At 67.4% G+C, this 12,345-nt stretch carries 13 protein-coding genes; 5 read left to right on the plus strand and 8 right to left on the minus strand.

What is annotated here, in order from left to right:
• Positions 1 to 192 precede the first annotated feature (192 nt).
• The gene (locus O7625_RS08710; protein WP_282345350.1) at positions 193 to 684 is read left to right on the plus strand and encodes a hypothetical protein; all 492 of its coding nucleotides are present in this window, start codon (positions 193 to 195) and stop codon (positions 682 to 684) included.
• A gap of 112 nt (positions 685 to 796) precedes the next feature.
• On the opposite strand, the gene O7625_RS08715 is transcribed toward O7625_RS08710, so the two are convergent.
• From O7625_RS08715 to O7625_RS08730, 4 genes are all read right to left on the minus strand, one after another.
• Positions 797 to 1,672, minus strand: coding sequence for a hypothetical protein (locus O7625_RS08715; protein ID WP_282345351.1), 876 nt, complete (start codon positions 1,670 to 1,672; stop codon positions 797 to 799).
• A complete protein-coding gene (locus O7625_RS08720; RefSeq protein ID WP_282345352.1) occupies positions 1,669 to 2,757 on the minus strand; it encodes a hypothetical protein in 1,089 nt (362 codons plus the stop codon). Before O7625_RS08720 ends, O7625_RS08715 begins: the two co-directional genes overlap by 4 nt.
• Positions 2,758 to 2,824: 67 nt before the next feature.
• Positions 2,825 to 4,378 carry an aminotransferase class I/II-fold pyridoxal phosphate-dependent enzyme gene (locus O7625_RS08725; RefSeq protein WP_282345353.1) on the minus strand — a complete coding sequence of 518 codons (1,554 nt, stop codon included), beginning with the start codon at positions 4,376 to 4,378 and terminating at the stop codon, positions 2,825 to 2,827.
• 20 nt (positions 4,379 to 4,398) lie between these two features.
• Positions 4,399 to 5,727 carry an NAD(P)/FAD-dependent oxidoreductase gene (locus tag O7625_RS08730; RefSeq protein ID WP_282346861.1) on the minus strand — a complete coding sequence of 443 codons (1,329 nt, stop codon included), beginning with the start codon at positions 5,725 to 5,727 and terminating at the stop codon, positions 4,399 to 4,401.
• A 555-nt stretch (positions 5,728 to 6,282) separates the two neighbouring features.
• On the opposite strand from O7625_RS08730, the gene O7625_RS08735 reads away from it, so the two are divergent.
• Positions 6,283 to 7,614 carry a hypothetical protein gene (locus O7625_RS08735; RefSeq protein WP_282345354.1) on the plus strand — a complete coding sequence of 444 codons (1,332 nt, stop codon included), beginning with the start codon at positions 6,283 to 6,285 and terminating at the stop codon, positions 7,612 to 7,614.
• A 123-nt stretch (positions 7,615 to 7,737) separates the two neighbouring features.
• Positions 7,738 to 8,295 carry a hypothetical protein gene (locus O7625_RS08740; RefSeq protein ID WP_282345355.1) on the plus strand — a complete coding sequence of 186 codons (558 nt, stop codon included), beginning with the start codon at positions 7,738 to 7,740 and terminating at the stop codon, positions 8,293 to 8,295.
• A 47-nt stretch (positions 8,296 to 8,342) separates the two neighbouring features.
• Here the strand turns inward: O7625_RS08740 and O7625_RS08745 are convergent, their stop codons facing one another.
• Positions 8,343 to 8,780 (minus strand): hypothetical protein, encoded by a 438-nt coding sequence (locus tag O7625_RS08745; RefSeq protein WP_282345356.1) that lies wholly within the window; start codon positions 8,778 to 8,780, stop codon positions 8,343 to 8,345.
• 889 nt (positions 8,781 to 9,669) lie between these two features.
• Here O7625_RS08745 and O7625_RS08750 point away from each other — a divergent pair.
• Both O7625_RS08750 and O7625_RS08755 read left to right on the plus strand, forming a co-directional pair.
• On the plus strand, positions 9,670 to 10,161 hold the full coding sequence (locus O7625_RS08750; RefSeq protein WP_282345357.1) for a hypothetical protein: 492 nt from the start codon (positions 9,670 to 9,672) through the stop codon (positions 10,159 to 10,161).
• 300 nt (positions 10,162 to 10,461) lie between these two features.
• A complete protein-coding gene (locus O7625_RS08755) occupies positions 10,462 to 10,740 on the plus strand; it encodes a hypothetical protein (RefSeq protein ID WP_282345358.1) in 279 nt (92 codons plus the stop codon).
• A 69-nt stretch (positions 10,741 to 10,809) separates the two neighbouring features.
• On the opposite strand, the gene O7625_RS08760 is transcribed toward O7625_RS08755, so the two are convergent.
• The 3 genes from O7625_RS08760 to O7625_RS08770 form a co-directional block, all read right to left on the minus strand.
• Positions 10,810 to 11,037 (minus strand): DNA-binding protein, encoded by a 228-nt coding sequence (locus tag O7625_RS08760; RefSeq protein WP_282345359.1) that lies wholly within the window; start codon positions 11,035 to 11,037, stop codon positions 10,810 to 10,812.
• Between the two features lie 91 nt (positions 11,038 to 11,128).
• Entirely contained in the window at positions 11,129 to 11,311 is a 183-nt protein-coding gene (locus tag O7625_RS08765) for a DUF397 domain-containing protein (protein WP_282345360.1), read from the minus strand.
• Between the two features lie 13 nt (positions 11,312 to 11,324).
• Positions 11,325 to 12,206 (minus strand): helix-turn-helix transcriptional regulator, encoded by an 882-nt coding sequence (locus tag O7625_RS08770; protein WP_282345361.1) that lies wholly within the window; start codon positions 12,204 to 12,206, stop codon positions 11,325 to 11,327.
• Between the last annotated feature and the right edge of the window lie 139 nt (positions 12,207 to 12,345).

A 12,345-nucleotide genomic window follows, 5' to 3' on the forward strand; every position in this document is an offset into this window, starting at 1 on the left:
GTGCCGCACACCGGCCTCCGATAACGGGCGCTACGCACAGTGCCGAAACCTGATCCCCCACCTTTGCAGTTTCCTTGGCCCCCTCCGGCTAATTGCTCGCCCAGGATGCCCCGTGGTGATTCACGTGGCAGGATCATCGACGAAAGCGAATCGTCCGCTGGTAGTCCTATCACTGTTCGCCTGGAGGCATGCATGAGAAAGTCGATCAGCACTCTCGCCCTGCTGTTGAGTATCGCCGTGGTGGGCACCGCGAGCCCTGCCGTGGCCGCTGGGGCCGACAAATCCGCCAACCGGCACTGTATCGGCAATCTGGACACCGGCCGCATCACCTGCGCCAGTGACCAGCAGCAGGCCCGACGCCTCAGTGGTGTCTCGGCCGCAGCGCTGACAATTGCCATTTTCTACGACAGCACCGGTTACAACACCGGTGCCGGCACGTTCACCTGGACCCAGTCCCGCGACTGCACCGCCGGTTACGACAGTGAATGGCAGTGGGACGACCTGAACAGCATCGGCTGGGGCAATCGGGTCAGTTCGGTGCACACCTACAACCAGTGCGACGTCAAATTCTTCAACAAGGTGAACTTCGGGGGCGCCGCCTCGACGTGGATCGACCAGTCGTCGAACCTCGCCAACATCGGCGACGGCTGGAACAACCGGGCCGGCTCGGTCAAGTTCTCCTGACCCCGACATGCGACGCCGCACTGCCTCCCGGCCGGACGCCGGGGGGCAGTGCCCGGCCGTGGCACCGACCCGATCGTCGGGCGGGGTCGCTGGCCCGGACGGCGTTCGAGACCTAGCGTTGCCTGATCTCGCACCTCTCCGGGGGCGGCTCCGCGGTGTACCGCAGCTCGGCGCAGTACCGCAGCGAGCGGGCCGGGGACAGCCGCCATTCGTACCGGGCCGCCTGGAAGCCCATGTAGGTGAGGCGTCCACAGCACCGGAAGGGGGCGGAACCGTTGCGCAGCAGGTACTCCTCCCACACTCCGTCGATTCCGATCGACACCTTGAGCTGGTAGTCGACCACGCCGTGCGGAAATGCCTCGCCCGTGTCGTGCGGAGCTTCCAGCAGGAGGGGCAGTTCGACCGTCTGGCCGGCGGTGAGGACGTGAGGCCGGTCGACGAACTCCTCGTCATCCTCCCCGTCACGTCGGGTGGTGGTGGGGGCCGGGGTGCCGCCGCGACAGGCCAACTCCACAAAGGGGCCGTCCTGCTCGGTGAGCCCTACCTCGCCGACCGGGACCACCCTCGCCGACACCCCGTTCACGTCGAGGTTGCGCCGGGCGTGCACCGACAGGGTGTGCACCGGCTCGAAGCCCACCGGGATGCCACCGTTGCGCTGCGCCCACTCGGCGAACCGGCGGCAGTCGTCGACCTGCGGCGGCGGACCCGCCTCGGCCACGTCCCGGGTGGCCTGGAAGGTCAGCTCGGTACCGTCCACGGTGCCGGTGATCCGGGCCACCACGTCGACGGCCGGCCCGGGGCCGGAGGCCGGCACGCCCGACGGGCCGACCGTGCCGGACTGGCCGACCTGGCTCGACGGTTCAGGCAGCGCTGCTTCGGGTCTCCCACCGTCCCGTGTGCCGAGCAGCCGGACCACCCCGAAGGCCAGCAGCGCGGGCAGGACCAGGACGACGACGAGCAGGGCGGTCTGCCGCCGGCCGGTGCTCACTTCTTTCCGACCGGTGGTCCGGCACCGTCCGCCGTCCAGCCGTTGATCAGATGCACGTAGTACCGGTCCTGGTAGCGCTGGGCCAGGCCGGTGCTGCGGAACGGCCGACCGTGGTCGTCGATCATATGGAGGCGCTTCTCGCCCTGGAGATCGAGTTCCAGTTCGACCACCCATTCGCAGTACGACCGGTCGGTGTACGCCTGGACGTCGATGGTCAGCGGCTCACCCGGTGTCAGGGTCAGTGTGCGACTGTCCACGTAGGCCGGACCGAGCGTGTCGTCCTGCGGGTTGATCATCCGGGCGACGCTCTCCGGATCGTCCAGGTCGAAACCGATCTTCAGGGGTTCCCCGTCGCCCTCGCTTCCCTGGTAGAGCAGCGTGCCGGACATCGGCGCGGAGCGCTTCAGCACCCGGGCGCGGATCTGCCTGACGAACACCGGACCGGTCCACTGGCCGATCACGGAGATCCGGATCCGGGTGAGCAGGCGGGTGACTGGGCCGTGGGTCGAGCGCGCCACCCCGTACACGACGTCCGGGAAGCTCTCCATGCCCTCGTGGGGCGACCACTGCCTGGTGAGGAGTTGTTGCCGCTGGTCGCCGGTCAGCGGCACGGGCAGAATCCAGGCCACCGCCTCGTTGCTGCGGTTGTAGTAGTAGGCGTTGGCGGCGATCGGTGGCTTCCGTTGCGCCTCCGTCCGCTTGGCCTGCTCGACCGCGCGGTCGTCCCGTACCGCCTGCTCCGACGAGGTGATCCGGTTGGCGACCGCGCCGATCACCGCGCCGATCACCGCGCTGGCCGCCGTGCCACCCGCCGCCAGCAGCAGCTTGCGCCGGGTGGACCGGTCGGCTCCGGCCTCCGGCTGCTCGTCCGACGGCGGTTGCGGCGTAACCGCCGACTGCGGTGGCGAGGCCGGCGGGGGTGGCGTGGCCGGCGCTTGTGGCGTGGCCGACTGCGGTGGCGTGGCCGGCGGCTCCGGTTGCCGCCGGTCAGCCGACGGCTCAGACTGCGGAACCGTCGGCTGCGAGGGCGGGGGCTCTGCCGGCCGGCGCTGGCCCTTCGCCCGTCGGGGTTTGCGTGGTGGCACCCTGTTCACCTCCACACGGCTATCGGACCGACACGCTACGCCATCAGGCGGATGAGCGGTGCGCCCGTCAGCGGGGTGCGCTGCCGAACGCGCTGGACAGGTAGGTGCGGGAGTCGGCGAGCGCGCCCTCGATGATCCGGGCCGCCTCGCGGGCCTCCTCAGGCCGGTGTCCGGCCTGCACCTGGAGCCGGAACCGCGAGGAGCCGGTCGGGGTGACCGGGAACTCGACCATGAACGCCAGCACCCCCCGGTCGAAGAGCAGCCGGTTGGCCGTCCGGGCGAGCTTCTCGTTGCCGATCAGTAGCGGCACGATCGGCGACGGCTCACCCATGCAGGTCAGGCCCCGGCCGGTCAGCTCGTCGCGGAGGGCGTGGATGGCGGTGAAGAGCCTGGCCCGCAGCACGTCGCCCTCGGGCGAGCGGATGATCCGGGCGGCCTCCCGCACCACGGCGGTCTGCACCGGGGACAGCGCGTTGGAGAAGAAGTGCGAGCCGCCGAACATCTTGACGTACTGCTTGAGAGCCGGGGAGCGGGACGCGACGAAGCCGCCGTTGGAGCAGAACGTCTTGGAGAACGCCCCCATGGCGATGTCGACCTCGCCGAGCAGGCCCTGCATCCCCAGCACGCCGGTGCCGCCCGGCCCCATCGAGCCGAGGTCGTGCGCCACGTCGACCAGCAGCGTGGCGTCGTGTTCCCGGCAGACACGTTGCAGGGTGACCAGGTCCGGCCAGTCGGCGTCCACCGAGAAGAGCCCGTCGGTGACCACCAGGATGCCGTTGCGGGTGTCGGTGGCCCGGATCTCGGTGAGGTGCCGGCGTACCGCCTCGACGTTGAGGTGTTCGTAGCGGACCACGTTGCGGGTGGCCGCCCGCGCGCCCTGTTGGAGGCAGGAGTGCGCCAGCCGGTCGATCAGGATGTGGTCGGACTGCCGGACCAGGCCGACGACCGCGCCGAAGCCGGCCGCCCAGCCGGTCGGGAAGAGCGTCACGTGCTCCAGCCCGACCAGCTCGCCGAGGGCGGTCTCCAGCTCGTCGGAGATGCGGGTGTTGCCGAGCACCATCGGCGAGCCGGCGCTGTGCGGCCCGTAGTCGTGCATCGCCTTCGCCGCCGCCTCCCGGATTCCCGGGTGGGTGTTGAACGACAGGTAGTCCTGCGAGTTGAAGTTGATGCCCCGGGCGCGTCGGCCCAGGTCGTTGGTGATCTGGGCGACGCTGTCCGGCGCGGCCTCCAGCACCCGGGAGTACTGCCAGGTCTCGGTACGCCGGCGGGCCTGTACCCAGTCGTAGAAGTCCTCGGTACGGGTCAGCAGGTTGCGCCCGGCGGGTCGGTAGAAGTCGTAGGCGTTCTTGTCCAGCGCGTACTCCTCGTCGGGGTCGACGGGGTTGCGCAGGTGGGCCGGCTCCCACATCTCGGTGAGGTCCTCGACGAGCCGGGCCAGCTCGTCGTCGGCCCCGTCGAGGGAGGCGAGGTCGTCCCACGGGATGTGGGTGGCCCAGTTGCGGGTCATCTCGGAGACCTCCGACGCGGTACGCGCCATGGTCTCGACGTCCCCCCGCCGGGCCGCTTCGAGGATGATGCCGATCAGTTCGCCGTCTTCACGCTGGTCCAGCTCGATGGTCACGGTGTGGTCTCCCGGGTGCGTCAGGCGAACAGGTTCTGCTGGTACGTGCGGGACGTCCCGGCGAAGTCGGCGAAGACCGCGTGGTCGGCGGACGACTCCTTCGCGGCGTCGTTGAGCAGGAAGAGGTTGGACGCCTGGAAGAACTCCGACACCGGGGCGACGTCGGCGTGGGTGGCGATGAACCGGTCGGTCTCCTGCTGGTTGCCGCGCAGCGCCACGAACAGCTGCAACTCGTCGTGCCGGTACGGGCGCATCTCGGCCAGCGTGCACACGTAGTCGTGGTAGGCGGCGGCGTTCTGGCTGCGGCGGCGGCTCTCGTACCCGGTCATCGCCTCGTCGATGGACGCGGTGCCGCGCAGCCATCCGTCGAGTGCGGTGCTGGCCAGCTCGGCGTCGCGGAAGGCGTGGGTCATGCCGATCGCGGTGCACTGGTCCTTGGCCGACTCGGCGTCGCCGACGAGCACCCAGCCGGGGCCGTGCAACGGCCGCAGGAACGCCGACTGGTCCAGGGTGCCGTAGATGCGCTCCTGCCGGGTTCCCTTGAGCCGGACGACGTCGCCCAGCTCGGGGCTGACGAAGTCCAGCGCCCTCTGGTAGTTGCCCGGCACGTCGGCGCGGAACTCCCGGGACCACTCGCTCGGCCCCCAGACCAGGACCATGTTCTGGTCGAAGTTGGTGGGCACCACGGCGCAGGCCAGCCGGCCGCGCCGGTGCAGCTGGGCCGGGCCGAGGTCGAAGCCGGACCAGTAGCTCCAGTAGGCGAACGTGCAGCGGGGCCGCTCGTCGTACTTGGGCAGGTCGAGCGCGCGGGCGACGAACGAGTTCCGGCCGTCCGCGCCGACCACGATCCGGGCGCGCTCCTCGACCGGCTCCCCGTCGGCTCCGCGCCCCCGGATACCGACGACCCGCCCGTCCTCGACGATCAGCTCACGGACGGTGAAGCCGGTCCGCACCTCGGCACCGGCCCGGCCCGCCGCGTCGATCAGGATCTGGTCGAGCACCCGACGCCGCACCGAGGCGTACGTCTGCACCACCCCCGAGTCGTCGCCGTGGAGGTCCCGGAAGTACTCCCGGAGCAGCTCCGGCGGCACCGAACCGGTGAGCCGGATGCCGTCGTTGACCACCTCGATGCTGGTGTGCGCGGGGGTGACCGCCAGGACCTCGTCCAGCAGGCCCCACCGGTTGAGGTAGGACATCCCGTGCGGCCAGAGGAAGTGCGTCGAGATGACGTCGCTGGGGAAGGATGCCCGGTCCACCACCAACACCCGGTGGCCCTGCCGGGCGAGCAGCAGCGCGGTGGACGCGCCCGCACAGCGGGCACCGATCACGATCGCGTCGTACATCTGTATCGGTCCTTCGTCGGCGGTGGCGGCGGGAGCGCTCGCCCGGGAGAGGCTGCCGGCAGGCGGGGTTCCGCGTCGCTCACCCCGGTGACGTGCGGTGTCGGCCACCGGCGGCGGTGACCGCCTGAGCCGTACGCACGTACGTGTCGCCAGTTGGGCGGAGAGCCTACCGTACGTCCACAGTGGATCACTGGAGGGTGAGTGTCGCCCTTCCGACCGACCCACCCCACCCTGCTCGCCCCGCTCACCCTGCCCGGTGGCTCGCCCCGCTCGCTCTGCGAGGTGATCAAGAGGTTTGGGTCAAGGTTGATCTTCCCGATGACGCAAACCTCTTGATCACCGGGGCGTCGGAGGTGTCGGCCGCGCAAGCAGTCGGCACTACGGTCGGCCTCAGTGGCGGCTGAGGGAGAGGACGATGGTGTGCAAGCCGGGCCGATAAATGCATTATGACGGCATTTGAGATCAATGGAGAGGTATTGGGAATTATGGGAATTCGGGTGCCGCAGTTTAGTGACTGAGCCGCTACTCTGTGTTGATTAATCGACACGCAGGGGAATCAGAATGCTGACTGCCAGTTCCTTTCATCCGTCCGTGAAGCGACGCAGAACCGGGACGGCCGTGCTGGTCGCTGTGGTCATGATGCCGGTGCTGCTGGGTGGACCAGTGGCAGCCAGTGCCGCGCCCACCGGCCCCAGCGCCGGCAGCGACGACCTCCAGGCAACGGACAATCTCGACCCCGCGCTCCTGGCCGAGATGCGGCGGCAGGAGAAGCTCCAACCCGCCCTCACTGCCATCTGGGATGCTCGAACGCGGGATCCGGATTCCGGTTTCGCTGGAGTGGCGTACGAAAATGGTGGCCTTACCCTGTACTGGAAGGGTGCCCTGACGCCCGGCATGTCCGCCGCGCTCGACGCCGGGCGGGCCTTCGGTCGCGTCGTGGTCAAGGCAGCCGCCAACTCAGAGGCGGAGTTGCATGCCGCAGGCGGCAGGATCCATTCCGTGATCGACCGCCATGGCGGCAGCGACATCCAGTCGATCAGCTACGCCCCTGACGGCACCGGCCTCCACATCACGCGCGGACCGCAGGCGACCCGTGGTGGCGTACCAGATGTCAAGGCTCAGCGCGGCGGCGCGGGCCGACTCTCCGTAGAGCGGATTCTCGCGGAGGCCCGGGTGGCCGTGCCGGTACGGGTGACCGATGCGACCGAGCCGTTCGACCTGCTCACCAACCGGCTCGACGACTCCCCGCCGTGGAACGGTGGCGGACGCTGGGAGTCCTGGCGCGGGAGCGACCAGCGGATGAGCTGCACGACGGGCTTCGGCGTGCACGCTGGCGGACGCAGCTACGTCCTCAGTGCCGGGCACTGTGCCACTCCACCTGACGACGCGTACCAGGGCAAGTTCGGCGGAGCTTTCGACGAGATGGGTCCGGTGTACGACGACGACTGGCGCTCCGATCTGCTATTGATCAATGCGCCCGGTTGGCACCTGGTATTTGATGGTTCTGCCACCACCTCGACGACCAAGGCGGTCCGAGGCTGGGGGTACTGGGCTGCGAACGAGTTGGTGTGCCAGTCGGGCATGGCCAGCGGCACCGTCTGTGGCATCAGGCAGCAGAGTTCGACCGATTTTCGCGTCAGCTGCAACACACCCGACTCCGACGGCGACTGCGATTACGTGATCTACGGCGTGATCAAGAGCACGCAGGTGAACGGTTCCACCGCAGCGCGGACCGGCGACAGCGGCGGCCCCGTGTTTACGCTCGACGGCACCGGCGTGCGGGCAAAGGGCATTGTGTCCGGGGGTGGGGGCACCACCCTCTACTTCCAGGACTGGGCAGACGTGATTCGGGTTTACGGTGCCTATCCCAACACCAGTTCGTCGACTTCCTGACAGATCATTTTCTTGGCGGGCCGGGGTCACTCGCAGGAGTGACCCCGGTTGATTTTTTCCGTCTGGTCAGGCCAGGGGCATCTATGATGTCCGTGGGGAAGAATTGGTGGAGGGTGGTCGTCGATGGCATGGACGATCGACGCAGGGCACCTATTCAGGCGGTGGCGTCTCGCGACAGCCGTGGCGGTGCTGGCCCTGGTTTGCCTCGGTTGGGCCTTCGCTCTGCTGCGCGGTCAGGAGGGGCCGGCACGCGCCGAAGCCCAGCCGGCGTCCCTGGACAACACCGAGGAAGGTCCCGCCCGCTGCCCGGACGCCTGGGACGAGCGCTCGTCGCCATCCGGCGGCACGGCGGATCTGGTGCCGGCAGCGGCTACCGAGATGTTCCTCTGTACGTACCGGCACGACGGCGCCGAACCGCTACGACTGGATGCCAGCCGGAGGAGCACCGAGCGCGTCGACGACCTCTCCACGTACCTGAATGCTCTGCCCACCGATCCACCCCAGGATGAGGTGTGTCTGCTCGGTGGGACTGTCGAACACGGGATCGTCTTCGGCTATCCCCAGCAGCGCGCCGTGTCGGTCCGGCTGATCGACTGCGGCTGGAAGCGGGAAGGCGCGAGCAGGTACGGCGGCGACCTCCGCAAGGTCACCGCCTACTGGGGTGTCTCGTGGAACGAGTAACGCCCCGACGCCCGGCCGGGGTTGCCGTCCTCGGCCAACGGCTTCGGTCAGGTCCGCTTGCGGCTCGCGATCTCGTCAGAGAGCCGCTGCACGGTGGCCGGGTCTACGTTTCGGGCGAGGGCGACGTAGTGGTCCATGACGGCCGGTCGGTAGCGCACGGGCAACCTCTGTCCCGGGGCGAGTCGGGTCAGCTCGGTGATCGTGAGGTCTTCGTCCGCGATACCGCGGAACGAGGTGCCGTCGGCGGTCTCCACGTCGAACATCAGGACCACGCGGGGGTTGCTGTTCACCTCGCGCCAGTCGACGAGGACACCGAGCGCCAGCGCCCCCGTACGCAGTTCCGCATTGCGCTTCCGTGCGTCACCGCTCAGGAGCGGGTTCGGGGCGACGCCCGGGAAGTCGGGCCCGACGCCGAGCGACTCCCGACTCAGGTCGGGCCTGAGCTGCGCCATCAGATCGTTGATCTTCTTCCTTGAACCGAACACCCTGCCCCCTCCCGCACGCCGGTGCCGGAGTCCCGGCCCGGCGCTTCGCCCTCTCCGCGACTGTACGTCGCCGGCCACTCCCTTCCGGTCCGGGCGTCCTGTCGGTTTCCGGGAGCACCCCCTCGATCAATGACCCCTGCGATTTTGAAAGCAGCCTGATCACTATCCGAATTAGACACCCGTCCATGATGGCGACGTTGTCAAACCCCAGACAACCCGAACGTGGCTGTCACGGATGGTGCTCGGTGATCCAGTTCCTTTCCCGCAGCGCTTCCACCGCCGGCCCACTGCCGAGCCTCGACCAGGCTGGAAGAGCAGCGTGCCCTAGCCTCCGGGACAGGGCGCTGCCGCAGTCGGGACGACACGGGCGGCGTCAGTTGCGCTTGAGCGAGTCGACTAAGGTACGCCAGCCCTGGGCGTCGAAGGCAAGGGCTGGGCCGGTATCCGCTGGGCAGCTTCCAGGCCCGTGCCACTGTGGGCTGCCATACCTGGGAAGACCGGCGGCGCTCAATGGCGCCAGCGAGATTTCTTTTTTGCTCATGCCGGCAACAGCAACTCGGACATGGTGAACGCCACCGCGAGCGCTTAGCAAATCCGTGGCCGGGACTGGTTCGCCGACGTGACCGTCGGAGGTGGCAATTTGGCTACGAGATCGCCGTTGGCCGGAGGCGGGGCCTTCGCCACCGACTCGTTCTCCGCGCGGCTGGCCAACCACGCGGCGGCCAAGCGCGAGCTGAAATCAAACAACTTAGATGGTTTAATCTGTTAACCCAGTGATCATGCTCTATGCTATAGAGTGCACGATACCGACTGGAAGGGGACTGCCTTGAACAACTCGTCCATCCCGAAGAGGTCGCGCGCCGCAATAGTTGCCGCTGCAATTTGCTCGGTGGTGATGCTGCTTGCGCTGTCGCCCGCGCCGGCATCGGCCGCCAACAGGAGACCAGGTGGTCTCTCTGCCCTGCAGACGTGTTCCAGCACCTATATCTACGCGCGGGCCAATTACAAGTTCGTCAGCGCGGTCATCAACGAGAGTGGTGGCCCTCTGCGGGCACGCGCGGACAGTTGGGGAGCGTGGGAGGATTTCGGGGTCGCGACGTACAACGGAAAGTACGTGTTCTACTCGTGGGCCGCAGGCTTGTACGTGAGTGCCAACATCAGTGGTGCTGGGGGTGGTGCCCTGCAGGCCACCGCCTCCAGTGTCGGGCCGTGGGAGCAGTTCACCATCGAAGGTACCTCGGACGGCTGGTATGCGATCAAGTCGGCAGCTAACAGCAAGTATGTAACGGCCAACATTAGCGGGGGGAACAATGGCGCGCTGCGGGCCAGTGCGGACAAAGTTGGCACGTGGGAGCGGTTCGATCTGTTCTTCTCTTGCTGAAGGACATCTCATAACTCGTTGAAGGCGTTGGCCGATACCGGCGTTGGTGTCACCCGGACATGATGATGTCATGCGGATGGGCGATGCTGGCAGGGTGTCGGTCAATGTCCTGGTGGTATGTCGGTGGCCCCGCAGGATCTTGAAGCTCGTCATGCGGATCATAGTGTGTTCACCTGGGCGTGAAGTGTGCGGTGTTTCCTGTTTAGGTTCCTCTTCCGCTCGGGCAGCTCGCGCTGTCGGCTGGATGCCGGCCAGAGGATCATTGAGCGTGTCGATGACCTCCCCACGTACCTAAATGCTTTGACCACCGATCCACCCCAGGATGAGGTGTGTCTGCTCGGTGGGACTGTCGAAAACGAGATCGTCTTCGGCTATCCCCAGCAGCGGGCCGTGTCGATCCGCCTGATCGACTGCGGCTGGAAGCGGGAAGACGCGAGTAGGCGCGGCGGCGACCTTCGTAGGGTCACCGCCTACTGGGGTGTTGCGTGGAACGACAAACCCGAGCCGCCCGCATCGCCTTCCCCGGTGATCAAGAGGTTGGCGTCAACTTCGATCATCTCGATGACGCAAACCCCTTGATCGCCTAGGCGTTGGAGGTATCAACCGTGCGCAGGGACACCGCTACTCCGGCCTACGATTCTGCTCCGCTCAAAGGTCCGGCGGTGGAGGTTCGTCCGCGCCTCGGGCCTTCCATGGCTGGTGCTCGGTGATCCAGGTTTCCACGTCGTCCACCAGCCAGACCGATCCGCCTGCCAGCCGGTCGAAGGGCTCGGGGAAGTCAGGTCGGCCGGTGAGCTGGACGATGCGGACCCGCGACACACCCAGACGTTGCTGAAGCTCGGCGCTCCCGTAGAGCTTCCGCCGCCAGCCCGTCATCGAGCTTCGGCCACGCGGGAAAGCAGCCCGTCCCGGCCTCCGCGACGGGGACCGGGGCGGGTCACTGCCGCAGTCGGTACGACGGGCGGGGTCAGTTGTGCTTGAGGGAGTCGACGAAAGTGCGCCAGCCTCGGGCGTCGAAGGCCAGGGTGGGGCCGGTCCTGTCCTTGCTGTCCCGGACGGCCACCCCGTCGCGGAGATCGGCCACCTCGACACACTGACCGTTGGCGTCGCTTCGGCTGCTCTTGCGCCACTCCGCGCGTGAACGGTCCATTGCCGCGCCTCCCCTATGTCATGTCCTTTGCGATGGCGGCGATCAGGTCCCGTGACTTGCTGGCGCTGAGCGCTGCCGCATGCAGGTGGGTGTAGGTAAGGGTAACCCGCCGCAGGTCATCTTCACGTTCGAGATAGGCGTCTCCTGCCTGACTCACCACGTACACGACCGGGCTGTGGATGTCCTCCGGGAACTCCAGGATCGAGAAGGAGCCCACGGTGCCGGGGTGCCAACCCTCCCCGAACGGCAGTACCTGAAGCTCGATGTTCGGCCGGTCGCTCATGTCGATGAGATGGTGGAGTTGGGCGCGCATGACGTCTGGGCCGCCGGTCTGACGATGTAACACGCCCTCGTCCACGATTGCCCACAGCTTCAGCACCGGCTCGTCAGTCAGACAATCCTGCCTGGTCATTCGCACCGCGACTCGGCGACGTGCTTCCTCGCTCTGCCCCGGCCAAGCGGCACTGGTGATAGCAAGGGCGTAAGCCTCGGTCTGGAGTAATCCGGGTACAACGGCCAGCTCGAAGTTTCGGACTCTGGTCGCTGCGGACTCCAGCCCGATGTACATGCTGTAAGGGTTCGGGAGCTGGCCGAACTTCGCCCACCAGCCACGCTCCTTGCCTTGGCGCTGAAGGTCGAGAGCGGTCTGCCGTACTCGGTCGTCACCGACGCCGTAGCGGGTGAGCATCACGATCACATCGGCTCGGCTGACGCCGACCACCCCGGACTCGATCTTGTAAATCTTCGACTCGGAGCAGCCCAGTTCGGTTGCGATCTCCTTGTGCGACACGCCGGCCGCTTCACGGAGCCGATGCAGCTCTCGGCCGAGTTGCCACCGCGCGATAGTCGGACCGCTCGCCCTTGCCACGTCTACCTCCAGGGTCGCGAACACCATCAGTGTTCTCCCTTCCATTGCCAGGATCAAGAACGCCGAGACAGAAGCGATCGTCCATAGAAATCTTCCATGGAAGTCTAGACTTCCCGGATCGTGGTTGTCACTCTTGGTGCGGAAGCAACTACATCTGGAGGGCTCA

The organism is Micromonospora sp. WMMD714 (genome assembly GCF_029581315.1).
Classification (GTDB): Bacteria; Actinomycetota; Actinomycetes; order Mycobacteriales; family Micromonosporaceae; genus Micromonospora; species Micromonospora rifamycinica.